The organism is Pseudomonas sp. zfem002 (assembly GCF_032621685.1).
GTDB classification, from domain to species: Bacteria; Pseudomonadota; Gammaproteobacteria; order Pseudomonadales; family Pseudomonadaceae; genus Aquipseudomonas; species Aquipseudomonas japonica.
This window is the reverse complement of the sequence record NZ_JAVYJH010000035.1, coordinates 30,300-55,212: the sequence shown is the minus strand read 5'-3', so window position 1 is coordinate 55,212 and position 24,913 is coordinate 30,300. Positions and strand designations below refer to the sequence as shown.

General features: G+C 55.0%; 26 protein-coding genes and 1 pseudogene. 17 read left to right on the top strand and 10 right to left on the bottom strand.

Features of this window, described 5'->3' with window-relative positions; genetic code table 11:
- Nucleotides 1–617 precede the first annotated feature (617 nt).
- The 5 genes from RTI28_RS28035 to RTI28_RS28015 all read left to right on the top strand — a co-directional run bounded on the left by RTI28_RS28035 (nucleotide 618) and on the right by RTI28_RS28015 (nucleotide 5,987).
- A complete protein-coding gene (locus tag RTI28_RS28035; RefSeq protein ID WP_139233659.1) occupies nucleotides 618–1,268 on the top strand; it encodes a hypothetical protein in 651 nt (216 codons plus the stop codon).
- On the top strand, nucleotides 1,265–3,211 hold the full coding sequence (locus tag RTI28_RS28030; RefSeq protein WP_140422125.1) for a hypothetical protein: 1,947 nt from the start codon (nucleotides 1,265–1,267) through the stop codon (nucleotides 3,209–3,211). The genes RTI28_RS28035 and RTI28_RS28030 overlap by 4 nt, the downstream gene beginning before the upstream one ends.
- Nucleotides 3,168–4,157, top strand: a complete 990-nt coding sequence (locus RTI28_RS28025) for an ATP-binding protein (RefSeq protein WP_036992958.1) — start codon at nucleotides 3,168–3,170, stop codon at nucleotides 4,155–4,157. Before RTI28_RS28030 ends, RTI28_RS28025 begins: the two co-directional genes overlap by 44 nt.
- A 380-nt stretch (nucleotides 4,158–4,537) precedes the next feature.
- Entirely contained in the window at nucleotides 4,538–5,452 is a 915-nt protein-coding gene (locus tag RTI28_RS28020) for a hypothetical protein (protein ID WP_316923504.1), read from the top strand.
- A 34-nt stretch (nucleotides 5,453–5,486) separates the two neighbouring features.
- Nucleotides 5,487–5,987: a DNA-binding protein gene (locus RTI28_RS28015; protein ID WP_079385020.1), complete on the top strand. Its 501-nt coding sequence runs from the start codon at nucleotides 5,487–5,489 to the stop codon at nucleotides 5,985–5,987.
- 265 nt (nucleotides 5,988–6,252) lie between these two features.
- Here RTI28_RS28015 and RTI28_RS28010 read toward each other — a convergent pair whose 3' ends face one another.
- Nucleotides 6,253–7,386, bottom strand: a complete 1,134-nt coding sequence (locus RTI28_RS28010; protein WP_003452352.1) for a site-specific integrase — start codon at nucleotides 7,384–7,386, stop codon at nucleotides 6,253–6,255.
- Between the two features lie 78 nt (nucleotides 7,387–7,464).
- Between RTI28_RS28010 and RTI28_RS28005 the strand changes: the two genes are divergently transcribed.
- The gene (locus RTI28_RS28005) at nucleotides 7,465–8,355 is read left to right on the top strand and encodes a DNA-binding protein (RefSeq protein ID WP_036992954.1); all 891 of its coding nucleotides are present in this window, start codon (nucleotides 7,465–7,467) and stop codon (nucleotides 8,353–8,355) included.
- 35 nt (nucleotides 8,356–8,390) lie between these two features.
- Here the strand turns inward: RTI28_RS28005 and RTI28_RS28000 are convergent, their stop codons facing one another.
- Together RTI28_RS28000 and RTI28_RS27995 are read right to left on the bottom strand one after the other, a co-directional pair.
- Entirely contained in the window at nucleotides 8,391–8,618 is a 228-nt protein-coding gene (locus tag RTI28_RS28000; RefSeq protein WP_036992951.1) for an AbrB/MazE/SpoVT family DNA-binding domain-containing protein, read from the bottom strand.
- A gap of 71 nt (nucleotides 8,619–8,689) precedes the next feature.
- Nucleotides 8,690–9,148, bottom strand: coding sequence for a hypothetical protein (locus RTI28_RS27995; RefSeq protein WP_036992949.1), 459 nt, complete (start codon nucleotides 9,146–9,148; stop codon nucleotides 8,690–8,692).
- A gap of 87 nt (nucleotides 9,149–9,235) precedes the next feature.
- Here RTI28_RS27995 and RTI28_RS27990 point away from each other — a divergent pair, with 87 nt between their 5' ends.
- Complete coding sequence (locus RTI28_RS27990; RefSeq protein WP_003452348.1) at nucleotides 9,236–9,526, top strand: helix-turn-helix domain-containing protein; 291 nt, start codon at nucleotides 9,236–9,238, stop codon at nucleotides 9,524–9,526.
- 81 nt (nucleotides 9,527–9,607) lie between these two features.
- Here RTI28_RS27990 and RTI28_RS27985 read toward each other — a convergent pair whose 3' ends face one another.
- Together RTI28_RS27985 and RTI28_RS27980 are read right to left on the bottom strand one after the other, a co-directional pair.
- Nucleotides 9,608–10,255 (bottom strand): DUF6088 family protein, encoded by a 648-nt coding sequence (locus RTI28_RS27985; protein WP_316923503.1) that lies wholly within the window; start codon nucleotides 10,253–10,255, stop codon nucleotides 9,608–9,610.
- A gap of 85 nt (nucleotides 10,256–10,340) precedes the next feature.
- Nucleotides 10,341–11,491: pseudogene (locus RTI28_RS27980) on the bottom strand (IS3 family transposase).
- Between the two features lie 292 nt (nucleotides 11,492–11,783).
- Here RTI28_RS27980 and RTI28_RS27975 point away from each other — a divergent pair.
- Both RTI28_RS27975 and RTI28_RS27970 read left to right on the top strand, forming a co-directional pair.
- Nucleotides 11,784–12,080, top strand: coding sequence for a BPSL0761 family protein (locus RTI28_RS27975; RefSeq protein WP_074971673.1), 297 nt, complete (start codon nucleotides 11,784–11,786; stop codon nucleotides 12,078–12,080).
- Between the two features lie 29 nt (nucleotides 12,081–12,109).
- Entirely contained in the window at nucleotides 12,110–12,466 is a 357-nt protein-coding gene (locus RTI28_RS27970; protein ID WP_228846182.1) for a DUF6088 family protein, read from the top strand.
- A 59-nt stretch (nucleotides 12,467–12,525) separates the two neighbouring features.
- Here the strand turns inward: RTI28_RS27970 and RTI28_RS27965 are convergent, their stop codons facing one another.
- Entirely contained in the window at nucleotides 12,526–13,902 is a 1,377-nt protein-coding gene (locus RTI28_RS27965) for a heavy metal sensor histidine kinase (RefSeq protein ID WP_316923502.1), read from the bottom strand.
- A gap of 2 nt (nucleotides 13,903–13,904) precedes the next feature.
- Nucleotides 13,905–14,582, bottom strand: coding sequence for a heavy metal response regulator transcription factor (locus tag RTI28_RS27960; protein ID WP_003452340.1), 678 nt, complete (start codon nucleotides 14,580–14,582; stop codon nucleotides 13,905–13,907).
- Between the two features lie 207 nt (nucleotides 14,583–14,789).
- Here RTI28_RS27960 and RTI28_RS27955 point away from each other — a divergent pair, with 207 nt between their 5' ends.
- The 8 genes from RTI28_RS27955 to RTI28_RS27920 all read left to right on the top strand — a co-directional run bounded on the left by RTI28_RS27955 (nucleotide 14,790) and on the right by RTI28_RS27920 (nucleotide 22,879).
- On the top strand, nucleotides 14,790–15,149 hold the full coding sequence (locus tag RTI28_RS27955) for a co-regulatory protein PtrA N-terminal domain-containing protein (RefSeq protein WP_068827124.1): 360 nt from the start codon (nucleotides 14,790–14,792) through the stop codon (nucleotides 15,147–15,149).
- 165 nt (nucleotides 15,150–15,314) lie between these two features.
- Complete coding sequence (locus tag RTI28_RS27950) at nucleotides 15,315–15,866, top strand: plastocyanin/azurin family copper-binding protein (RefSeq protein ID WP_316923501.1); 552 nt, start codon at nucleotides 15,315–15,317, stop codon at nucleotides 15,864–15,866.
- Between the two features lie 147 nt (nucleotides 15,867–16,013).
- Nucleotides 16,014–16,547: a plastocyanin/azurin family copper-binding protein gene (locus RTI28_RS27945; RefSeq protein ID WP_316923500.1), complete on the top strand. Its 534-nt coding sequence runs from the start codon at nucleotides 16,014–16,016 to the stop codon at nucleotides 16,545–16,547.
- A gap of 79 nt (nucleotides 16,548–16,626) precedes the next feature.
- On the top strand, nucleotides 16,627–16,875 hold the full coding sequence (locus RTI28_RS27940) for a DUF2933 domain-containing protein (protein WP_009686142.1): 249 nt from the start codon (nucleotides 16,627–16,629) through the stop codon (nucleotides 16,873–16,875).
- A gap of 5 nt (nucleotides 16,876–16,880) precedes the next feature.
- Entirely contained in the window at nucleotides 16,881–19,250 is a 2,370-nt protein-coding gene (locus RTI28_RS27935) for a heavy metal translocating P-type ATPase (protein WP_316923499.1), read from the top strand.
- Nucleotides 19,251–19,436: 186 nt separating this feature from the next.
- Nucleotides 19,437–21,164 carry an ATP-dependent nuclease gene (locus RTI28_RS27930; RefSeq protein WP_316923498.1) on the top strand — a complete coding sequence of 576 codons (1,728 nt, stop codon included), beginning with the start codon at nucleotides 19,437–19,439 and terminating at the stop codon, nucleotides 21,162–21,164.
- A complete protein-coding gene (locus RTI28_RS27925) occupies nucleotides 21,154–22,581 on the top strand; it encodes a UvrD-helicase domain-containing protein (RefSeq protein WP_003452322.1) in 1,428 nt (475 codons plus the stop codon). The genes RTI28_RS27930 and RTI28_RS27925 overlap by 11 nt, the downstream gene beginning before the upstream one ends.
- Before the next feature lie 97 nt (nucleotides 22,582–22,678).
- The gene (locus RTI28_RS27920; protein WP_003246756.1) at nucleotides 22,679–22,879 is read left to right on the top strand and encodes a heavy-metal-associated domain-containing protein; all 201 of its coding nucleotides are present in this window, start codon (nucleotides 22,679–22,681) and stop codon (nucleotides 22,877–22,879) included.
- Between the two features lie 19 nt (nucleotides 22,880–22,898).
- On the opposite strand, the gene RTI28_RS27915 is transcribed toward RTI28_RS27920, so the two are convergent.
- From RTI28_RS27915 to RTI28_RS27905, 3 genes are read right to left on the bottom strand one after another with little or no spacing between them, the layout of a single operon-like run.
- Nucleotides 22,899–23,213, bottom strand: coding sequence for a hypothetical protein (locus RTI28_RS27915; RefSeq protein ID WP_036992927.1), 315 nt, complete (start codon nucleotides 23,211–23,213; stop codon nucleotides 22,899–22,901).
- Nucleotides 23,214–23,263: 50 nt separating this feature from the next.
- Nucleotides 23,264–24,058: a DNA-binding domain-containing protein gene (locus RTI28_RS27910; protein WP_009686147.1), complete on the bottom strand. Its 795-nt coding sequence runs from the start codon at nucleotides 24,056–24,058 to the stop codon at nucleotides 23,264–23,266.
- A complete protein-coding gene (locus tag RTI28_RS27905) occupies nucleotides 24,055–24,891 on the bottom strand; it encodes a DUF692 domain-containing protein (RefSeq protein WP_003452318.1) in 837 nt (278 codons plus the stop codon). The genes RTI28_RS27910 and RTI28_RS27905 overlap by 4 nt, the downstream gene beginning before the upstream one ends.
- Between the last annotated feature and the right edge of the window lie 22 nt (nucleotides 24,892–24,913).

Genomic DNA, 24,913 nt, shown 5'->3' with positions numbered 1-24,913 from the left:
TGACTGCTCCGGGCGAGGTGCGCCCGTAACGGCAGATGACCAAGGCTTTGCCTTGGTTATCCAATAATCAGCGGCTGAAAATCGGGCTTTTCGGCATCCCTAAGCCGCCAATTTCCGGCTGATGAGTAACTTGTTCGGAGTTTCCCTTGAGGCCGTCAGGGGGCGACTTTCCACTCAAAACGCGATTGGTGCACATCATGACCCGGAAGGTGCAGGGCCGTTTGCAATCTATTTCGCGCCTGCTTGAAGCTGGAGTAGGACGAACTGAAAATACGAAAAGAACGGAATATTAAGGCTTTGATTTTTCGGCAAAATTTAAAATTTTTTATCTTTCAATACTGCTGGAGAAAAGTAAAAGCTAAGTGGTAGCGCTGTAATGACTCTGCCATGAACTAAAGATCAAAAATGGTAGATGATGACATCGACCAATATATATAGCGATGCGCCATACACATGGCCAGCATGGAATAAATAGAGGGTTTTTTATTGGGAAATAGTCTAGGGGTCTTGTTATCATCTGATATCTTGCCAGTGGGCCATCTCCACCTGTGCGACACAGTACTTATAAGAGAGATCACCATGGACCCATCTATTCCTTGTGCTAGGGAGGATGGGTTGTGGTTAGGCGCAATTCTAAGATTTCAAACTTTACCAATCGTGGCCAGCACTTTGGGAACTCATGGGTAGTCTATAGCCATAAAGCTCGAAGAAGCCTTACGATTGTTAACGACATTGAGCTATGCTACTGGCTTACATTTTTGGAGTTTCAGCCAGACGTACTTAAGTTTAACCTTCATCCCGCATTCCGTATATTACCCACCAAAACGCCACGAAAAATCCTACTGACATCCGAAGCTACTCTCGTAGACGGAGCGTTAGAATGGCATTTACTTTATTCTCCAGAAAAAATCAATTTTGACTATCTGGCCGAGCTGAGAGAGCACGCCAACAGTTGTGGTGCAACGCTGCGAGAATTTACACCAGCGACTATCATTCCGCACAAATATAAAATAATGCCTCTGCTGAAGGTATGTGCATGCTTGGCAGCTGGAAAAGAATATTCTCTTCCGCCAGAAATAGTAAGCAAGGCTCAGTTTTACATCAGGCAGCGCGTCAGAGGTCGCATGAGTGATCTCTACGAGCAACTACGAGATTTTGACACGGCAACGGTGCACTATCTTGTTGCAAGAATGTTTGTCGAGGGTCGTCTTAAAGTTGAGTTGTCACCGTATTTTTTCAGTCCCAGCACCGAATGGGTGAGCGCATGAATGTTCGTGGGCGCTTAAAGGGTATCAATCTAGAAGAACTGATGCATGTTAATCCGGAGGCACTTCAAGAAAATATTAGAGAGGTGTTTGCCAATAGATTGACTGTTATTCGGTTAATTAACCAGGGTAGAACAGGAAACTTCATCTATCGTCGATGTGGTATCTCGAACTCCGAGCAAACTCGACTAGCTAATAGATTTCTCCAGCGTGACCCTGAAGGTAGATATTTTGGCGATCGTGCCCTGATTCCCCAGATGCGTACAACAGAGTATCGGAGGAATGCGCCTGTACAGCCAATGAGAAGCCAGCAGCAGGGTGGTTTGAGCGGAGTTCTTAAGCTGACATTAGAAAGGCATCCTACAGTTGCGACTGAAATTTCTAATTTCATTCTCCGATTTCACAGTGACTTTTCTGGTCAGAAATTTGATCGAAAATTCATTGCAGCAAAATTCAGATCGATACTGAAGGAGTCCGGTGTTACGGAAGATGAGTGGCCATTTAACCATAAAGGGTTAGGTCAAAGGACGATTGAGAAATATATTAATGAAATCCTGCGCAGCGATTTCATGTGTGCTGCTTCGACGCTTGGAGAGTTTGGCGTAACACATGCACAAATAGGTAGTGGGGAGCAAGGGTTGATCAGCCCCAGTCTACCATTTGACGTAGTGCAACTGGATGCCTACAAGGTCGACCAAATGTGCATAGTTAAAGCGGAGCCACTGCCCGGAATTCACACATCAAGAGTTATAGATCGTTTTTGGCTGTTGGCCGCTGTGGATACCGTGTCAACGGGAGTGCTTGCTGCGAGATTCGTGTTTAGCAGCGAGGTAAGGGCTCAAGACGTAGAGGATGTTTTGATCAGCGCTTTTCTGGGAAATTGGAAACCACGCGACGAAGCTGAGTTGCAGAACTTATCCTATGTTCCAGGTAGTGGAATGATTGGCTATGTGCTTCCGGAAACGAAGGGAGCGCTGTGGGGGGCGCTTTTTTTAGACAATGCGATGGCGCATCACGCGGACAGGATCAAGATTAAGCTAAAGGAATTGATTGGCTTCTCCGTAAGCTATGGTCAACTTAAACGACCTGAACGGCGATCCATAATTGAAAACACTTTTAAGCAGATTGCAGAACAAGTTATGCATCGGAGCCCGTCAACAACTGGGAGTGGACCCGGATTTGGCCGAGCAACTGACGCCGAAAGTAATGCAGAAAAATATGAGATATTTGTGGACGAGGCTGAATGTCTGCTCGACGTTTGGTTGGCTAACTTAAATGTAACCCCCAGGTCCGGCTCTACCTTCTCAATGAGTCCTGTTGAATTGATTCGAGCGCATTTGAATAATTATAAAGTGCCAATTTACCTTCCGACGGCGCGGGAAGAGAGCCTTAACAAAACTAAGCTAAGCCTGGATGTTGAATACTGTATTGTCAGAGGAAGTGCCGAGTCAGGAGTGGCCCCGCACATCACTATCGATAAGGCTCGGTATACCAACAAGGTTCTATCAAGGTCGCTGGAGTTAGTAGGGCAGCGACTGCTCGTCAAAATTGACCCCAAAGACCTTCGGCAAGTGGAAGCGATTCTTCCCAATGGGCAATCGCTGGGTTGCCTGAGCGTATTGGGCTACTGGTCTAAGACTGCCCACAGTCGAATCACACGGAAGCTGATCAATCGTGCACTCAGGGACAGAACGCTGGAAATAACGCGAAAAGACGACATTGTAATGTCCTTTGTAGATAACCTCTTGAGGAAGCGGAATAAGCGAAGCTTACTGGAATGGCAGCGAATGGAAAGGGAGCTTTCATCATTAGGGCAAAGCTCGTCAGGTGACGATTCAGAGAGCATTGAACGAACTGCATTTCAGCTCACTGACGGTGGAGTGACTAAGTTGGAGTTTCTGGATGATTTCTTTGATCAGTCCGCAGGGGGCGTTGCTGATGAATAGAGATCAGATGGATGCTCATGCCGTGTTCAGAAAGGATTTCACGGTAATAACCAATGCAATAGCAAAAGCAAGCAGCACGGCATTGGAAGCCATATTCATGCGGCAAACTGGCCTGATTTTTCACGGCCTTTCAAGAGTGGGAAAAACTTCGTGCATCAAGACCATCAACTCCAAGCTTCGCGGGTTTATGCCGCGCGCTTATGTAATCCAAATTGAGGTGGTCAAGAAAGAGGGTTCCTTCACAAACAATATACTCGATCAGCTAGCCACGGAGGAAGGTGTGAAGTTTCGAAGTCGAGAAACTCCGGTAGGTAAGTTAGATAGGATATCAGAGCACGTCATTAATCGTTGCGCCGAAAAATTTTGCAATCATTGGGTGCTGCTTCTTGACGAGTTTCAAAGACTTCGACCTCATGATCTGCATGTGCTTTTTGATTTGTTTAACAGGCTGGATCGTAAAGGTATTACTATGACCATACTATCGTTTGCGATGCCAGCTGTTTTCAAACAACGTGAAGATCTCATGTATGCTGGAAACAGCGAGCAACTAATCGCGCGATTCATGAGTGAGCTCATCGAGTTTAAAGGCTGCACCAGCGCTCAGGATCTCGCGGTAATATTGCAGACTTTTGACGAAAAATCGGAATATCCTCCTAAATCAGGTATCACCTATACCAATGGTTTCGCACCTCAAGCATTCGCAACGGGGTTCAGGCTGGAGCCACTTCACGGCTCATTCTGGAAAGCTCTTAACTCCGCCTCTGCCGGAGGCTATAAGAACAACGTACCTCTTGAACATCTATTTTTATCAATTCGCTACCTGCTAAGGTATCTGTCGCAAAATGACTATTCCAGGATTGTCATTCCAGATAAGTTGCTCGATGAGGTGGTGCAGAAATCGAATCTTCCGCAATTTTGTATGCTCAATGGAGGAGGGCAGGGGTGAAGCAACTGCCATTTTTTATTCGACGTGCCTATCCATTCGAGTCTACTGTCGGAATCATTGCCAGCCTGGCGCGATTCAATGGGGTCAATCCTGTCGATGTAATGCGGTGGCTGGAAATAAGAAGCGCTGGGAGTGTTCATAAGCTTTTCTATCTACCCGAGAGGGTTGCCAGCGCTCTGCCCTCAAGTCGGGCGCATGACTACAGGATGCATTTCCCCTCAGCGTTCCGACTGGCACCGTTCTCAGCGACAATGGTTGTACGGTACTGTCCGGAGTGCTTAGTCTGGGGATATCACTCTACCTTTTTTTGCCTGCCTCAGGTTGAAACATGCCTGATTCACAATGCCCCCCTCAAGCCGCTGTGTAAATGGTGTCACAGCATGTTGAGTCGTGATCTGCTTGATGCACCATGCTCACAGTGTGGTTTCTATGTTTGCCAAGCATTAAACCAAGTTAAATACCGCTGTTCCCCAACGATCGCGTTAAAAACATATAGAGCGGGAAAAGCACTAGCGGCGTGGTTTAAATTTGTCCGGAGCGGTGCACAATCAGGATCACCTTTCTTTATAAAACTGGACAAACTAGATAGCTACACTGAAGACCCCATTGATAAAGTACTCATCACTTCCCTCGGTTGCCCGATTGCTAAGAATGAGGGCGTCGTACGGCGTCAAACCAAGATCGTGAACTGGGAAGTGCCGTCCAATCGCCGTCATTGGAAAGATTGGCAAGGCGCATGCCGAAATATAGAGACAGTCCATTTGCAGAGACATGAGTATTGTCTTGCGCATTGCGAAGGGTTGCTAGGGTATTGGGATGGAGTAAAGACACCTAGACCAACATGCCTCAAAACTGCTATTTACCTGCTCATTCGGTTGCGGCTAGCCATAACCTCCAGTGTGCCGTGGCTGCCTAGCAAGTTGGATTGCTTAGGTTTTGGATACATTGATGCGCTTCAACAATCGACATTCATTGATCAAGAGATTCCAGTGGTTTTGGTGAAAGTATATTATTTGAAGTTGTTATACGATGCTAGCATTTATCTCGAGCTTGGTTATGTCATAAGATTTAGAGTTAGAATGTGGCAAGGGCTGCTCCATGAGTTGGCGGCGCCCGCCGGCATCTCGATGAGGCGGGAAACAGTATTGGGGGTCGTTTCTGAAAAAATGTTGCGGTGCCCACATGTGCGTCGCGTCGTTAATACTCCTCATCTCTACATCTGTCGCGACAGCGACTCTAGTTGGACTTTGTCCTTGGCTTGCAGTGGAACTCAGCAAGTCATTATGGATTTATAGTGCTGTAAACGAAACAGCTATTTAGGAGTTCAATATGGTACCTAAAGGACCTTCCATTACACGCTTGGATGTAGCGCGCGCGGTTAATTTTTTGATTGGAGCAGGTGAGCAGGTGACGATTAGGGCAGTGAGAAATACTATCGGAGCCGGCAGCTTTACTACAATCAGCAAATATCTTCATGAGTCTGCGGTGCACTTGGACGGTGTTGGTACGCATGAGACGGATGAAGTCGCTGAGCGTAAATTGCCCAAAAAAGAGCTGGCTCCGCTACTGAAAAGCTCTGCAAGGGTGGACTGCCGTACAACCTCAGTGCTTGATGGCCTTGCAGGAGAGTTACGAGAGATTTTTTTTCAATGCGATGAGGTCATCCGCAAGGCTGAAATTGAAATAATTACTGCGCGAGAAAAGCTTCAGAGATCCATCTCAAACGCGGATAGACTAACGCACGAAAAGCACGCGCTTATTCATGAGGTTCGTAAATTGCGGGCTGAACTCGCGGCGCTCAAGGTGCATATTCAATTCAAGAATCAGTAGTAGCTTGTATCAAGCCCCGACTTCACTGGTTTCGGCTCGAGCGCTGTCGAGCTATTCACCTTGAGGCGGCGAGACCAGCCTTCAGCATATTGCTTTGGGCTGCAGGTTAACCGTGGCTTTCTGTTCTGCATGGTTCAGGATCACGAAGGCTATTAATCGCGGAGCGCCGACTGATCCGACAAAGCCCTTCATCGAAAATGCCCTCAGTAACCATGCTCCGACTTGTGGGGCAGCGATTTCGTAAAAGCGAATGTTTGGCGTTTTCTCAGGGACTTCTGTCGCTGTCAGATCTTTCTTCCGAAGCAGTGGCACCCACGGCCGGGCCTAGCAACTGGCTCGCCTGACTGGATAGCAGCGACCCCGCCTGGAAGTAGTTCATCACCGTGGTGACGCTGCGGTGCTCAGTCATAGCCATCACTTCGCCGAGCGGTACGCTCTGACGCCCTGCCTCGGTGACGAAACCTGAGCGCAGGCTGTGCGCGGCCCAATCGCCGTCCAGGCCCGCCAACTGCGCACGGCGCTGGACAATTCGCGCCACCTGGTCGGCTGACAGGCCTTGGGTGCCGACCTTGCCACCCCTATAAATTCGACGGAACAGCGGTCCGGATTCGGCAGGCGCGACTTCCAGCCAGGCGGCGAGGGCTAGTGCTGCCGGCCCACGTAGCGGTTTCTCGCGGCGCAGCCCGCCGGTGTCGGTTTTAGTCGTGCCCAGTGCGTAGAGCCAGGTGTCAGCATCCAGTCGGCGTACATCACCGATCTGCAAGCCGACCACTTCGGAGCGACGGCGGCCACCGCCACTCCATGCCAGCAGGAGGAGGGCGCGATCACGTATCCCGCGCACGCCGTCGGTGCAAGTGGCAAGTAGCGCTTGCAACGGCTCGAGGATGATGGCGGTTTTCTTGCGCACCGACACGCCATGGCGCGACTGGGCTTTGCGCGCTTCGCGCAGCAAGGCCTTCAACGCCGCCGTCTCGGTTGGACTGCCCCAGCCGTTAATCCGATGCCATTTACCGAGTACCGCCAGGCGATGGCTGACGGTGTTGTAGGCCAATGGGCCGAGTTTGGCCTTGACTCGCGCAGCCACCAGCGCGGCGTCGATGGTAGGTGGCAAAAGGTGCACCCAGCCACCGCCAGCCGTCGGACGAGCCAGGTGGTCAACCACAAACTGTATGGCTACCGAGGAGGGCAATGCCGCATCGCCCAGCGCCTGGCCGTAGCGCAGTTGCAGCCACGCCGACCAGTAGGCGAGAGCGCTGCGGTAGCTGCGCAGGGTGTTGGCTGCGGTACCAGCGGCGATGAACGCCGCTGCCGCTTCCTGGGCGTTGATCGCCAGAGAATGTAGGTCCAGCTGCGTTTCGTTGGCCAGCGATAGGTGTTCTGTAATATTTAATACGTTCAACGTATTATATTTCCAAATTCAAACAAATAAGGTCGGATAACATTTGTTTATCAGATCTAATTTAACAGGAGACAGGGTATGGCGGTAGGCGTGCCGGAAACCGATGTATTCGCGGCTGCGGATGCGGTCTTGGCCCGCGGCGAACGGCCGACGGTGGAACGAGTTCGGCTGGAGCTCGGGCGTGGCAGCCCGGCGCGCGTCGGTGCACTACTGGATCAGTGGTGGGGGCATCTGGCCGAGCGGCTTCGCGGTGAAACACGGCTGCCAACACTACCGGCAGAGGTTTCGCAGTCCTTTGTCGCGATCTGGCAGCAGGCCATGCTATTGGCGGAGGGCGTTGCCGAGCAGGCGCTGGCCGAGCGACGCGCCGTGATAGAAGCCGAGCGGTTACAAGTGGCCGCAGTCGAGGATGAGGCACGACAGTTGATAGCCAAGGCCCGGCAGCAGGTAGCTGCCGCACAAGCAGCTCAGCACACTGCCGAGACTCGTCTAGCCGACTTGGAGCTGCTGCTGGTACAGCACCAGACACAGCTGGCGGACCAGAAAAGCCGCTGTACGGAGCTTGCCGAGGAGCGCAGAGTAGCTGTGCAGGAGGTGACTGTGTTGCGCCAAGAGTTGCAGGTCGCACAGCAGCAGTTGATCCACGAGCGTGATACCGCGACGGCCTACCTGCGCGGTATCGAAGATCGCGCCCACCGCGAGGTCGATCGAGCTCGTGAGGAGAGTAGGCTAGCCGCCGCTCAACTCAAGATCGTGACAAGGCAACACGGCCAGTTGCGCCAGCGGCTAGACACAGTGTTATCCCAACTTCTCGAGGCACAACAGGTCGCTGCCGCTGAGAAGGCACGGGCCAGCACCCTTGAGCAGCAACTGGTGAGACCTACCCGAGCCAGGCGCACAAAGGCTAAGCCGACCAAGTCGAAATCCAAAGCGGCTGCTCAAGCGGAGACTCCCGGCTCTGGGTGTTAGTTCTGGTTCCTTGAGGACGCTGATTCGCCTAGTGGCTAAGCGTTTAACTTTGTCGCGGAGTCCATGTGCTCAACTAATTCGTCCGTTCGGTCTGGAACGAGGGGGGTCTTGCTCAGCACAATACAGCGAGTAGTGCCGACATACTCTTCGATGAGATAGAGACTGTCCCCGACCTCAACGCCCATTACTTGGAGAATTTCATCAGGAATCCGGATGGCGCCATCGCCGTCCCAGTCTTGAATCACTACCCGAGTTGCAGCCATCTTTCGAAACCTCTGATGGTAGAGCTGGCGCCCTACAATGACGGACTACTTCTGTCGTTGCGAAATGCCCTCTAAGCATTGATGTCATTCCGTCGCAGATGCATTTCGGCCGAAAAAATAACGTCGGTGACAATCAGTGCCTCCAAGTTTTTCCGGTGATGCATTGAGTAGCTGACGCCATCGGCGACTTTATAGAGGTAGCCCGGATCTCCGGCGGGCCCATCTCGAACGATGCAAATTTCTTTCAGTGGCTCCATCAACCACGTTGAGTGGCCATTGACGTGTGCCGGTGTGACCAGCTGCACTTCCTCCACCCAGGCCAGATTCGACTGATCATCAATGATCTTTTTTAGATCATGGGCGTGATTAAGCATCAGCATGCTTCGATAGGCCTGACGGCCGTGGCGTCGGGCGATTTGCAGGTAGAACCAGGGCCAGCTGATCTCCTGCTCAACATAGCTCCACAGTTGGGCGGTGGTGCCCTTTGCGGTATCCAAGTGGATCTCCGCACTCCGGTAAGTCGTGAACATAGCCCTGCACCTGAAAATGAAACCTATAGATTGTAGCCCTATAGTGTACGTGAAGGCTTCATCGATCCCTTTTTAAGGATCGGCAAAATGGAGCTGAACACAGCATTCGGGCTGGCGCTTAAAAGGCTGCGCAAGCAGCAGGGCCTTACCCAGGAAGACTTTTCCAACGTCAGTAGCCGAACCTACCTGAGCAGCCTGGAGCGCGGCATTAAGGGGCCGACCATCGAGAAGGTCGAGCAACTCGCCAGCGTGCTGGATGTCCACCCGGCTACCATTCTGGCCGCCGCCTATCTGATCAAAGAAAGCGGAGTAGCGCGCCGTGACCTCGTTCTGCGGATTGAGGAGGAGCTCAGTCGCCTTGAGAATGCGCATTATTGATAATACGACTATGATCTATCAGTCACGCGATAGGATTTGAAATGGAGCGCAATCCCTGAGCCCAATGAGGCCTTCCGGGCATTACTTGTGAGATCTACTGCCAGAGTGCTCGGGTGGAAGGTTACGTTCGCAGCTAAGCTCAAGTGCTCTGCGCATCCACTGAGGCATTTTGCAGGTCATCAGGGTGATTTGGTCTGCAGGCTTGAGCGCGTTTTGGATGGCTGTAATGCATCCTGCGTTTGCACCTTCTTTGCCTAGATAAAAGAGAGCACTGATTGCTGTCCCAACTTCGGTTCCGGCATGCTGCATAACCGATGGCTGAGCATGTATCAGACGTACCTCACCTTTCCCGAAATGGAATGATCGACTTGGCCCGCTAGTGTAGTAAATCGGGACCAATGGCATCTGGGTGCTGAGACCAAACATTCGTACAGCATTGGCGCCATGCATTTGGAGGGTTTGACGGTTCTGCCTGGCAATCAACCTCACGACCTCCCAAGCACTAGGCCGGTACCGCGCTACATACCGACTAGGTTTGGGGCGCATGTAGATGCCTCGATGTAGCCTCTCTAAGTCGCCTCTGTTGACCAGCAGTGCTATTGCCTTGTAAACGGCATTGCGGGTGCCAAACTCCGCAAAGTTCCTGATAGAGAAGGGCTGTCCTTTCGGTAGGCGCTTGACCCGCTGTGCAATGCGGATAGATGTCGATTGAGATTTATCATTCGGCATTGCGGTTTCCACGCCTAGGATATGAACTCTATCGCTGCTTCCTGCGACTGAGGAAGAACAGCGATCTAAATAGGTCTCGGTTTTTTTATAAACCGTCCTGCCTAAGAAAATAACGACGCTCGAACTCTATCGGCGATAGCTTCTCGGTGAAACTATGTCGTCGCTTGGGGTTGTCGAATACATCGCTCCATGCTTTGCCGCGGCTCTCGTAGATTCTGCGCTTGATCTGCTCGCGCTTGAGCACTTGGAAAAAGCTCTCGGTGACTGCGTTGGCATGATGTTTGCTGGGTGACTCATGCTGCTCGTCAGATTGTTGGCTCGGATAAAGCGCTGCCAGTCCGCACTACTGAACTGACTGCCTTGGTCGGAGTGAATCATCACCTCTTGTCGCGGCTTGCGTCGCCATACCGCCATCAGCAGCGCGTAGATAGCCAGATCGCTGCTCATGCGGGGCTCCATCGACCAGCCGATGACCCGACGAGAGAACAGGTCGAGCGCTACTGCCAGGTAGAGCCAGCCTTCATAGGTGCGTATGTAGGCGATGTCGGTGCCCCAAACCTTGTTCGGCTCACTGACATTGAACTGGCGTTCCAGTCGATTCGGTGTCGGCGTAGCTGGCTTGCCATCGTAACGGCCAGGCCAACGACGATAGCACGTCTGCGAGCGCAATCCTTCCACACGCATCAGCCTGGCAACACGATGTCGTCCGCAGCGCTCACTCAGTTCACGCAAATCCGCATGGATCTTGCGGCAGCCGTAGACACCACCGCTTTCCAGCCATGAATGCTTGGTCATGATCGTCCTTGGCTCGCGCAGACTTAGGCCCGTTCAGCCAGCCTTAGTAGCCGCTGGGATGCACTTTCAGCACCTGACAGAGGCGTTGAACGGCGTAGTCCGCCGAGAGCTGGCGGACAAAAGCGTACTTCAGCCGGACTCCTTGGCAAAGTACGCGGCGGCCATTTCAGGATGTCGCGCTCCTAGGTCACTCGCTGAGCTCAGCACGTAGGCGGCGCAGTTCGGCCTGCTGATCATCTTCGCGCTTGCGCTGGGTCCGGTATAGGCCGGGGATGTCTACTGGAGCGGGGGTAGTCCACTTACTGTAGTGCTTAGTCCACACATACAGGCTTTGTGTGGATACGCCCAGCCGAGCCGCAACCTCGGCAGCAGGGAGGTCGCATTGGGTCACTTGCTTGACCGCTTCGATTTTGAGTCCTCAGGGTAACACTGGTTGCTCATGGTACCTCCTAAAGGCCTCAATTATGAGGCCCGGAGGCCTCTAGGGAAGCGGGGCGATACACCTGCCTGCAGAGAAAAATTGCAGCGCTTCGCGCACGGAATGAAAATTTTGTGATCGGTGCAGGGTATAAATTGGCAGGCCATATTCAATTCCGCTATATGTCCAGGCGACAGCTCAAGCTCCCGAGCTGAATCAGCGCCTAAAGAAATTGGCAAGTCCTGTAGCAAGCAGTAGAGAATGTTAAAAATAAGCGGGAATCACCTGTAGAGACATGGGAGCAGAACAGTGACGATGGCATACGAACGCACCCGTAGCGTCGTGCAGACACGGGAGTTTTTGCAGGCTCTGTCCAAAGATAAGAGCCTTCCTGAGAACATACGACGTCAGGCAGAAAATCTGCTTAGACACTACCCAACAGCAGAAGCCATCTGGTTGGCTGGTCGGGTGGAAGAGCGATCAAAGGAAGAACTCTCGCTGCTGGCAGACAAGCATGGCCCCATGCATCCAGTGCTAGTTAGCTGGCTGCTGAGTGACCCCATGTTCTGTGGCCGCGAGGTCGGCTCCATTAGTATCGTCCACGATTTTTGAGTTGTTAGTTCTGAGCGCTTTCTCGCCATATGCAGGGTGAGCTGATAGTCGCCACTGGGGCTAGCGTCGCCAATAAATGGGGGCTGACAACACAGGTTCCTGTTCGGTATGTATTCCTAACCACCGGACGTTCTAGGGTGCTTCAGGTTGGCAAGACCACGGTATCGATTCGGCATGCGCCTCGATGGCTGATGGCTCTTGGCGCTACTGGAGCGGGGGATGCCATTCGAGCATTGGATTGGCTGGGCAAGGCAAGCGTAGGTGATGCCGTTTCAAAGCTTCATAAACTACTACCCGAGAGCGAATGGCGGGCTCTAGTGTCAGCTCACCTCTCGTTGCCTGCCTGGATGGCGAAAGCCATCTGCGCTCGGTCGAATTGCACCTGAGCTCGCTTTGTCATGCTGGGCTAGCTGTCAGCTGTAGTCTGCTTACCGGCAGACCGACATCAGCTGGAATGGGGGAATTCAATGTGAAAGCCCGTGAGGCCAGCCGCTGAAGTACACCAAATGCGGCCTTTGTGAGCCTCGATTATGGATCGGGTGATGGCAAGCCCGAGCCCGGCATTGCTCGGGCTACCTTCGCGTCGAGCAGGATCTACCCGGTAAAAGCGGTCGAAGAGTTTCTCTAGATGCTCCGAACTGATTGTGTTCCCAGGGTTCTCGATGCTGAAGGTAGTTGAGTCCGCTGTCTGGCGGATCAGGACCGAAATTGTCTTTCCCGCCGGCGTGTAACGCAGCGCATTGGACAGCAAGTTGGACAGCGCTCGATCAAGCATCAGCCGATCTCCTAGCACTTGGCCTTTGCCTGTGAGCGATAGTTCAATGCCGCGCTCTTCGGCCAGGAGGTGGTAGTAGTCAAACAGTTTGAAGACTACGTCAGCCAGTTCGATCCTGGCCTGCTCTGGGATGATCAGGCCATTATCAGCCTTGGCCAAGAACAGCATGTCATCGATCATGCGAGACATGCGCTTCAATTCCTCCAGGTTCGAGTACAGATTCTCCTCGTAGGCATTGATATCGCGCTTCTTGCTTAGCACCACTTCAGTGTGGGTCATCAGGTTGCTGACGGGGGTGCGCAGTTCGTGTGCGATGTCAGCGGAGAAATTGGAGAGTCGAATGAAGGCCTCTTCAAGTCGGGCCAGCATCGCGTTGAAGGACAGTACCAACTGCTGAAGTTCCTGTGGCACCGGCTCAAGAGGAATCCGTTCCTGCAATGAACGGGCTGACATCCCGGTGGCCACGCGAGTGACCTGTCGCAGCGGCCTGAGGCCACTGCGAGCAACCACCCAGCCAAGCGCTGCACTGACCAAGGCACTGATGACCAATCCAATCCAGAACCATCGCTGCAGCGTGTCGAAAAAGTGTGTGTGATTGGTGACATCGAGAATCAGCAGAGCTGTAAGCGGTTCAGGTTGGTCAATCACAGAGATTTGAGCCGTCATGCCCCGGTACATGTGCTCGTCTTTCTGCCACTCCCACATGCTCTGCTCATCGGCACGCCTGAAGCGTTCCGGCACTTCGACTGCTCTGGGGTCGGAAAAGAGCACTGCGCCGTCGCTGGCCAGGATGGTTGCGGCCAGATCCTGATGCGCCCCCAGTAAGGCTCGCAACTGCGGTAACTCCTCGGAGAGGCTAGCTCCGCTGCGAGCGTTGTTGAGAATATGTTTGGCTGATTCGAGTTTTTCCACCAGGGCCTGCCGGTCCAGCATCTTGAAGTGGTGCTGGCTGAGCATGTTGAAGCTCAGCCCCGCTACTGTCAGGACGGCAATCACCGCGGACATGAACATCAAGCTCATGCGGGCGGTCAGCGAGAGGTGCTTCATATTCACTCCGGCGCATCCATCATATACCCCATGCCGCGGGCGGTATGGATCAGCTTGAGATCAAAATCGTCATCGATCTTGGCGCGCAGCCGACGTACAGCGACCTCAATGACGTTGGTGTCGCTGTCGAAGTTCATGTCCCAAACCTGCGAAGCAATCAGCGATTTCGGGAGCACTTCGCCGCGCCGGCGCAGTAGCAGTTCCAGCAGTGAAAACTCCTTCGCCGTCAGGTCAATTCTTTTCCCACCCCGGACAGCGCGCCGTTTCATCAGATCGACTTCCAGATCGGCAATTTTCATGGTGGTTTGCGTGGGTGAGCCATTGCCTCGGCGCAGCAGCGTTCTGACCCTGGCCAGAAGCTCTGAGAAAGCAAATGGCTTGATCAGGTAGTCATCCGCGCCCAGTTCCAACCCTTTAACGCGATCCTCCACACCATCGCGTGCGGTCAGGAACAGCACTGGGACGTCTTTTCCGGCGGCGCGCACCATGCGCAGCACTTCCCATCCGTCCAGCCCCGGCATCATCACATCCAGGATCAGCAGGTCATAGGGCTCGCTCAGCGCGTGCTGCAGGGCATCCGTACCTGTCATAACCCGGTCGACATTGAATCCCGCTTCGGTGAGGCCTTGCTGCAGATATGCACCGGTTTTGGGTTCATCTTCAGCTACCAGTAGTTTCATGCGAGCAGACTCCAAAAAACGGGTGGCCTGAGTTTGCAGGCAAACAGCGGCACCAACCAGAAGCTTACGAAAATGTAATCCTGGTTTCAGGTCGCTGACAGGGTGGCTTGTCTAGGGTGCAAGCATGAGCACTAGGTTGTGCTCTCGGCCCTCGACAGACCAAAAGCAGAGGTGCCGGCCTCAGTTTGCAATGATGGAGACTGCCCCATGAAATCGCTGAAACCTTTGCTTCTGGTTGGTTCGCTACTGCTGTCTTCTATGGCTTGGGCCGAAGGGGGCAGCGACCGTGTATTCGAGCGCATCCAGCAGATGCGCGACAAAGCAGAAGCCGTGCTGATCCAGGCGGAGAAAGCCCCAGCCAGCGAGCGACATGTGCACATGCAGGAGCACATGAAAATGCTCGAAAACATTATGAGTCAGCTGCACGACGAACATCCTGCTCCGGGTATGTCCACCGAAGAGCATCTGGCCTGGATGGAAAAGCATGACAAGCTGGTAGACGACGTGCTGGGCCAAATGATTCGCGAGCACAAGCTGATGATGGCCGACAAAGAGTGCCATCCGTAAGGATTCCCCCATTTTCCAGGCCTTCCGTGATTGCTCCTTTGGCCTAGCGGCGCCTCTATGGCGCCGTGCTTTTTCCCAGCTGACGCAATTGTAGTTTTGGGGTCAGCGGCCTGGCAGCAAGCGGGTAATAGCATGAGATTTCCAGCATCCCAGCGAGGTCTCACCATGAAACGCCTACCCCTTAAGTTACTGATCAGCACGCTGTTCATCAGCACTGCTATTCCGGCAATTGCCGAGCCCAGTGGAAGTGATTTTGGGCAACAAGCCAAAGCGACGCCGGCGACTCGTACCATCTTGGTGAAGATGGACGACATCAACTACAGCCAGAAGACGATCAACGTAAAGCCCGGCGAGACCGTGCGCTTCGTTCTGAAGAACGAGGGCGCATTGATGCACGAGTTCAACATAGGGCAAGCGGCGTCCCAACTGGCGCACCAACGCAAGATGGCGGCCTTGTTCAAGGACGGCACGTTGACACCGACCGGCATGGCCGAAAGCATTGTCTGGCATGAGCGTTATGGCATGGGAGACTCCAATCCTCCCGGGTATCCGGAAGTCATCAAAGCCAAGCATGAAGACGCAAACGCCATCCTCGTTGAGCCCGGCACGACCAAAGAGTTCGTTTGGACATTCCCCCAGGCCGGGGCCTTGAGTTTTGCCTGCACGTTGCCTGGGCATTACCAGGCGGGAATGGTAGGTGATTTCGCCCTGCGTTAGATCGGCACCGGTGCTACCCATTGGCCGGGGGCTGGGTGGCACCGATCTGACAAACCTTACTGCAATGTAGTTTTCGCGTCAGCGTGCCGGCAGCTGCACTCAATCAGCATAGGGGCGCATACCTCCTAACTACCCCAGAGGCACACCATGAAACTCAAATCCCTTTCTTTGATCACCACCATGGGTTTGCTGCTCAGCGCAGCCAACGCGATGGCCAGCCCGGGCCACAACAAAGACAGCATCGGCCAGCCGGGAGATATTCAGGCAGTAGATCGCACCATCGAGGTACGGATGGGGGACATCTTCTTTGAACCCAAGGCAATGGAAATCAAGGCGGGCGAGACGGTTCGCTTCGTACTGCTGAACGAGGGAGCCCTGCTGCACGAGTTCAACCTTGGCAAAGCGGCATCCCATGCTGCACACCAGAAAGAAATGGCTGCGATGTTTCAGAACGGCACGCTGTCCCCGACTGCAGCGCATGACATGAGCAAAATGGACCACGCTATGGGCGGTATGAAGATGGTCGGCATGGAGCACAACGATCCCAACAGCGTTCTGGTCGAGCCAGGTGCACGCGAAGAGCTGATCTGGACCTTCTCCAGGGCTACTGATCTGGAATTCGCCTGCAATGTTCCTGGACATTATCAGTCGGGAATGGTCGGTAAGGTGACCGTACGCTGAACACCATTGATACGCGTCAACTCTGCCTGGCCTGAGCAACCTATGCTGATTCTATGGTCATTGAACCGAGGCTATTGTCATGGACCACACGCACCATACCGGCACTACGGAACCACCTTTTTGGAAGAGCAAGATTGGCATCGCACTGATCATGCTGGCCGTAATCGGCATCTTCTATGTCGCGCGCGAGCATTACGGTCATCTTTCGCAGGCTTTGCCATACCTCATCCTGCTGCTATGCCCGCTGATGCATCTGTTTGGCCACAATCATGGCGGGCACTCCCACTCCAGCGGAGCCGCAGTTTCCAAGGACGAGGATAGGAAGTAACTCGAATGCAAAAGACCTCCTGCCATCATGACCAGGGCCATGCACATCACTCGCACGGCCACCCAGAGAGCCCACGCGATCCGGTGTGTGGCATGGAGGTCAAAACTGATAGCCCTTACCAGGAGAACTTTGAGGGAAGGGCCTATCGGTTCTGCAGTACAAAATGCCAGGAGAAGTTCCAGGCAGCCCCTCATCAGTACATGAGCCATCAATCGCATGCTGTGCATCACCAGCATGCCGCTCCGCCAGAGTCCTCAACTCAGGCAAGACTGGGGGCTGAATACACCTGCCCGATGCATCCCGAAATCCGCCAACCGAGCCCTGGAAACTGCCCAATCTGTGGGATGACGCTCGAACCCGTCATTCCAGAGCTGGAAGAAGAAGAAAATCCGGAGCTGAAAGACTTTTCGCGACGGTTCTGGTGGACCCTGCCATTGACCGTCATCGTGACCGTGCTGGCGATGGCTGGTCATTCCTTGCAGCTGTTCCATGGAACATCCCAGAACTGGGTTGAGCTGGTTCTGGCAACGCCCGTGACGCTTTGGGGTGGCTGGGTATTTTTCACTCGCGGAATAGACTCCATCCGGCACCGCAGCCCTAATATGTGGACCCTGATCGGATTAGGAACTGCAGCCGCCTACCTCTACAGCGTGGCAGCCACCCTGGTGCCGCAGTGGTTCCCGGCGGCCTTCGTTCAGGATGGACGCATCGGCGTCTACTTTGAGGCCGCCGCGGTGATCATCTCGCTCACGCTGTTGGGCCAGATGCTCGAACTCAAAGCCCGCTCGCAGACCTCTGCCGCCATTAAGTCACTCCTGGGATTGGCCCCCAAGACTGCCCGGCGCATCAGGCCTGACGGCCAGGAAGAAGATATTCCGCTGACCCACGTCCATAAGGGTGATCACTTGCGTGTCCGGCCGGGCGAAAAAGTCCCGGTGGATGGCACCGTGCTGGAGGGCGAGAGCGCTGTCGACGAGTCGATGCTCACCGGCGAGCCGGTGCCCGTCACCAAGCGGGCAGGGGATACCCTCATCGGTGCCACCCTGAACACCCACGGCAGCCTGGTGATGGAAGCGCAGAAGGTGGGCGCCGAAACCATGTTGTCGCAGATCGTCCAGATGGTGGCTAAGGCCCAGCGTTCCAAGGCGCCCATGCAGCGTATGGCCGATGCCGTGGCAGGGTATTTCGTGGTGGGGGTGATCCTGATCGCGATCCTGACATTTTTTGGCTGGGGGGTGTTCGGGCCGGAATCAGGTTGGGTATTTGGCCTGATCAACGCTGTGGCCGTACTGATCATTGCCTGCCCATGCGCCCTGGGCTTGGCAACGCCGATGTCGGTCATGGTCGCGACCGGCAAGGCCGCCAGCAGCGGTGTGTTGTTCCGCGATGCCAGCGCTATCGAGAACCTCTGCAAAATCGACACCTTGATCGTCGACAAGACCGGGACACTGACGCAGGGGCGGCCGGCCTTTCATAGTGCAGAGGGAACCGGGCCGTTCGACTCGGTCGAGGTTCTGCGCTTGGCCGCAAGCCTCGACCAGGGCAGCGAGCATCCGCTGGCGCATGCCATTGTCGATCATGCGCGTGAACAGGGTCTTGCCTTGGTGAAACCGGAGACCTTCGAATCTGGCTCTGGTATTGGTGTGCGCGGACAGGTCGATGGCCATCAACTGCAGCTTGGGAACACAGCGTTGATGGAGGAGGCGGGCGTCGATATTACTCCGCTGCGTAACCGTGCAGAGCAACTGCGCCTGGAGGGCATCAGCATCATCTATCTGGCCGTCGATGGTCGCCTGGCGGGTCTCCTGGCCGTTTCCGATCCAATCAAACCGACCTCCCAACAGGCTGTTGCTCAACTCCAGAACGCTGAGGTGAAGGTCATCATGGCCACTGGCGATGGCCTCACCACAGCAAGAGCCGTGGCGAAGCAGTTAGGCATCGAGGAGGTGCATGGCGAGGTGAAACCGCAGGACAAGGAGAAATTAGTCGCCGAACTGCAGAGCTATGGCCGGCGTGTTGCCATGGCAGGCGACGGCATCAACGATGCGCCGGCCTTGGCCAGGGCCGACGTAGGCATCGCTATGGGCACGGGCACCGACGTGGCGATGAACAGCGCCCAAGTGACCCTGGTCAAGGGAGACCTGATGGGCATCCTGCGGGCGCGCACCTTGTCGGTGGCCACGGTGAAGAACATGAGGCAGAACCTTGCCTTTGCATTCCTCTATAACGCGATGGGAATCCCGCTAGCGGCCGGGCTGCTGTATCCGCTGACAGGACATCTTCTGTCGCCCTTGATCGCTGCTCTGGCAATGAGCGTCAGTTCAGCTTCGGTGGTTTTCAATGCGCTTAGGTTGAAAGCAACGGACGTTGGCTAGTCTGCTAGACAAGACGATGTGCCTACCTGCAGGGCGACTTTTTAAATGCGCATCTGACCGGGAAATGCCGTACGGTAGCTTGCAACTTGACCTATCAGTCGCATTACCTGATGACGGGGGGACGTTCTATGGATCGTTGCCGCTGCGAGTAGGAGACTGACCTTCGTTACCCCATGAGGATTCTCCGTGGCCCGCATTCGCCGACTGCAAATTAGCAACTTCCGGTCTATCCAGACGCTCGACTGGGTGCCGGCCCCCGGAATTAACTGCCTCATTGGTCCGGGTGACAGTGGGAAGTCCAGCATCCTGGATGCGATTGACCTTTGCGTCGGCGCCCGCAGAGGCGGCACGTTCGGCGACATGGACTTCTTCGCATTAAACGTCGATGTACCCATCACCATCAGCGTGGCGCTTGGCGATTTGCCGGTATCGCTGATGGATATCGATGTCTACGGCGAGTTCTTGCGTGGATTCCATCCCGGTACGGGGGAAGTCGAAGACGAACCGCGAGCGGGGCTGGAGACCGTCATCACCTTGCGTCTGCAAGTTGGTGCCGATTTGGAGCCTGTTTGGACACTTTTCTCCGAGCGCGCGGAGCAGCAGCAACTTGAACGCACTCTTCCCTGGAAAGAACGAGCGGCACTAGCGCCCGCCCGTATCGGCAGCTTTGCGAGCTCGAACCTGTCGTGGAGTCGTGGCTCAGTGCTCAATCGACTTACCGATGAGCGCGCCGAGCTTGGTGCTGAACTGGCGCGCGCCGCTAGGCAAGCAAGAGCGAACTTTGGCAATCAAGCAGCCGAACATCTGACCCAGACGCTTGAGGTCGTGCAACGCACAGCACAGCATCTTGGCGTTTCGGTCGGGGCTATGCCTCAGGCGCTCCTTGACGCACATTCTGTGTCGATTGGCGAGGGGGCGATCGCGCTGCACAGTGAAACAGGTATTCCGCTGCGCTCCCTTGGCACGGGCTCGTCACGCTTGCTAGTGGCAGGGCTTCAAAGGGCTGCGGCCAGCGCCGCGCCAATTGCCCTGGTTGATGAGGTGGAATACGGGCTTGAACCTCATCGGCTCATGCGATTCCTGGACTCGCTGGGTGCAAAGGACGCTGCCGCTCCGTTGCAAGTGTTCATGACGACGCACTCGCCGGTCGCGCTGCGCGAGCTGTCCGGCAGCCAGTTATTCGTTGTTCGGTCAGCACCTCAGCGCCACAGTGTTATGCCAGCTGGGGAAGCCAACGAGGTACAAAGTACCCTTCGGAAGGACCCCGAAGCATTCCTCGCCAAATCCATCATCGTTTGCGAGGGGGCCAGCGAGGTTGGCTTCGCGCGTGGCCTTGACCAATGGTGGGTCAGTCTTGGCGCTACCTCATTCCTGGCCCATGGCGGCGCGTATGTGGACGCCGGCGGGGGAAGCCCCGATAACAGTCTTATCCGGGGAACAGCACTTCTGAACTTGGGTTACCGCGTGATGGTTTTTGTAGATGCCGACAAGCCTTCGACCGCGGGGCTCGCTGAAGCATTCTTGGCCGCCGGCGGGCAAATTCTTACATGGCGACCAGGTCTCACTCTGGAGGACGAGATCTTCCGCCATCTCAGTGACCAAGCACTCGATGCACTTCTGGCGAAAGCCGAAACAATAGTGGGTGCAGAGCTGATGAACGCACACATTCAGACGAAGTCCCAAGGCCGCGTGACGCTGAACGATATCCGAGCCGAGCGACTCGTGGATGGGTACTCACCTGAGAGACGAGAGCTGCTGGGAACCGCATCCCGTATCCGCAACAGCGGCTGGTTCAAGTCGCTGACAACCTATCAGGAGGTTGCAAGGGACATCGTCGGTCCGTCTTTACAGAACGCCGAACCGGGCTTCATGGCAGTCACGAATCAGCTCTGGACGTTTACAAGTGCCCCCTGAGATTGATCTTTTCGCTATCGAGCGTGGCTCCATAACGGCCCCCGCAGGTTGTGGAAAAACGCAATTGATTGCCGAGACGCTCATCGCGCATAGGCAGAGCAAACCCATCCTCGTCTTGACACATACGAACGCCGGCGTTGCGGCCATACGGGCGCGCCTGAGACGAGCCGGTGTTCCTAACTCCGCATATCGAGTCTCCACCATTGACGGATTCTCGATGCGCCTGATCGCTAAGTTCCCAGCGCGAAGCGGCCATAACCCGCAGATCCTACAGCTGCATCAACCCAATACTGACTACCCGGCAATTCGGGAGGCCGCCATGCAGTTGTTGCAGGCCGGTCACCTCGCTCAGCCCCTTCGCGCCACCTATGCACGGTTGCTTGTCGACGAGTACCAAGACTGCAACGTCGTCCAGCACGCCATCGTGTCTGGTTTGGCCCAGGTGCTTCCGACCTGCGTGCTCGGTGACCCGATGCAAGCCATCTTCGACTTTCGTGGCAATCGACTGGTGCATTGGGCGAATGAGGTGCAACCCCTGTTTCCCGCAGCGGGAGAGTTGAGGATACCGTGGCGCTGGCGGCTGGCTGGAGCTGAGAACCTCGGGCAGTGGCTGCTCGCCATAAGGCAACAACTTCAAGCTGGTCAGCCGGTGGATCTGCGCACGGCTCCAGCAGAAGTGCGTTGGGTGCAGCTAAACGCCGGAACCGAAGTTCAGCAGCGACTGGTGGCCGCGAGAACCGAAGCTCCCAACGCTCAGGGTAGCGTCCTCATCATCGGGGACTCCATCAACGTGCAAGGTCGCCATCAGCTCACGAGCCAGACACCCGGTGCCATGGCCGTAGAAGCCGTCGACCTGAGAGATCTCGTCAACTTCGCCAGGAACTTTGACTTGCAGGGTGCCAATGCTCTGGCACAACTTGTGGAGTTTGCTTCCAGCGTAATGACGGGGGTAGGTGCAGCAAACCTGCGAACGCGCGTGGAGTCGCTGCGTGCAGGAAGGGCCCGAACGCCTCCGACCGCGGCCGAGGCTGCGGCGATCGATTTCGTAGCAGCGCCAACATTGGGGCAAGCGCTCCGTGTGATCGATACGCTCGCTGAGCAGCACGGGGCACGTGTATACCGACCGGAGGTTCTGTACTGCTGCCGGTCTGCAATGCAAGCGGTGGTGGGAGGTGCTGCCGACTTTCTGAGTGCAGCCATTCAAGCGCGAGAGCGCAATAGACACCTTGCCCGACCGATCGCAAGACGCTCTGTAGGCAGCACATTACTTCTCAAGGGGCTCGAGGCGGATGTCTCGGTTGTCCTGCATCCTGAGCTTATGACCCCCCAGAATCTATACGTCGCACTGACGAGGGGCGCAAGGCATGTCGTGGTGTGTTCACCAACCCCCATCCTTACGCCCGTGGTAAACGGCTGATCCTTTTGTAGCGCTTACGGGCTTGACCTTGCCATCGTGTCAAGGTCGATGCTGTCCGTGCGGTAACTTGAGCCGCGGACGAAATGAGGTGAAAGACATGTTTAGTCTGAGTGTTGCGGGGATGGGCTGTGGCAGTTGCGTGAGCAAAATCACGAAGGCCATTCAAGCTCTGGATCAGGATGCACGAGTAGAAGTGGATCGAGCGGCCGGCAAGGTCACCGTTGAGAGCACAGAAAGTGCCGAATCGATCCGCGAACTCATCCAGGAGCTTGGCTATTCGGCCCAGGTCAGCGCTTGAGCGCTGACCTGCTATCCCACTAAATATCCAGTTCTGAGAGCTCTTTTAGCCCTGGGATACTGGTGACCTCGTTGGTCATACCTTCTGAACCATCTCGGCCGCGAAGCCAGTTTGAGTGATCGCCTGGCTCGCGCATTTCCAGCGTGTCATAGGAGTACCGCTTGCGCTTGAACAGGCTTTTCAATGCAGCGAACTCGTGGCTTTTTTCGTCTTCTATGCCGACGACTTCTCCTGCAAGCCGCTCCCAGTGACCAACGCCGTCGGCCAGCATTGCCTGATAGGTCTCCGGGTCAAGCAAGGCTTGCTGTTTGAAATGAATGATGCGGTGAGTCATAGAAGCGCTCGGAGTGGCCAAAGAGAGAGCGCTAGCCTAAAGGTTCCGGGTCATTCGTGTAATAGCTGGCCGCGCTTTAGCAAACCGTCGTTGACCCACAACTTCAACCAGGTCGCGGCTTGCAAGGGAGCTTGCTCGCCATGCGTGGCGCTCAACGACTCGCAGAGTTCAGCGAACGATCCGCCCTCGATGAGAAACTGCAATGCCGAAGCCTCCGCTGGCTCCAGGCTCCGGTACTGGCAGACGAGTTCATGACGCCAAACAAGACAGGCTAGGTTCGTTGGCAGGCGGGTAATATCAGGCAGCAAGCTGCCGGACTTGGCGGCTTTCCACAACTCCAGCGTGTTGTACTGCAGCTGCAACCACCGGGCAGATGCAGTCAGGGAAACCCTGAGTGAAATCCAGTCTTCAGCCGAAAAATCACTGATGGCCTGCAGTGAAAGCACTTCGACGTCCTGAGCATCGAAAGCCAGTGTAAAAGCCCACTCAAGCTCCGCGAGTTCGCGCATCGGCGATAGTTGGGGTTCTTCGACGTAGCTGCTAATGAACTCGGGCAGCTTCTCGCCCAGCCAGCGAATGCTGAAATGTCGTGGTGGCCAGGCGGCCAAGTAGGCCAGTGCGAGCTGCTCGAATGATTCGTTGCCGATCCAGTGAAGCAGGGCAGGGAAGTCTTCTCGCAAGACCGCAAGCAGGCGCGAACGGTAAGCGTTGTGGTAGATCTGCAGGCCTTCGAGAGCACTCAGCGCTGTGCTACCTCGGATCTGCTCCAAAAGCTCGTTGGAGGGCAGGGCACTGTCACCTGTCAGGTAAGTTTCAAATGCAGTCTGTAGGGCGATCAGGCTCAAGGGGTGGCCCCCGATATCACAGATTTGGCGATAGCACGGGCATGTGCTAATTCGGACAACAGCTCTTCCAGCGGCGGAAACTGGTCATCCCGCTCGATCAAGGTCGATGTCGGGCCCAAGTAGCTCAAAGTCTTGCTGTAGAGAGACCAAACCGGATCAGCGATGGGCTGGTCATGGGTGTCGATGAGGTACTGCCCGTAATCGCTGTGCCCGGCCAGATGAATTTGACGAATCCGCTCGTGCGGCAATTCCAAGATGAACTGCCATGGGTCGAAATCCTGATTTCGTGCGCTGACGTAGACGTTGTTCACGTCAAGGAGCAATTCGCAACCGGTCAGGAAACTCAGTTCCGAGAGAAACTGCGATTCGCTCATGCTGGACGTCTTCCACTGCACGTAAGAAGAAACGTTCTCCAGCACAATGGGACGTTCCAGAACATCCTGCACTAGACGCACCCGCGCGGCGACATGCAGCAGGCTTTCTTGGGTAAACGGCAGCGGCAGCAGGTCGTGGAGTTGATGGGCGTTGCCGCGACTCCAGCACAAGTGGTCGGAAACCCACTGGGGCTGTATCCGGTCCGCCAGTTGCTTGAGCTGTCGTAGGTAGCCCATGTCCAGGTTATGCGAACCGCCGATCGACAGCGATACTCCGTGCATCACCAACGGGTATTGCTCGCCAATCGCATCGAGAAAGTAGAGGGCCTTGCCACCGCCCACCAGGTAATTCTCGGAAATGATCTCAAACCAGTCGACCGCAGGTCGCTGTTCAAGAATCTGCTGGTAATACTCACTGCGAAGGCCAAGACCGAAACCCAGTGTTTTGCGCTTACTCATTCAAGACTCCAGCAGGGGAGTG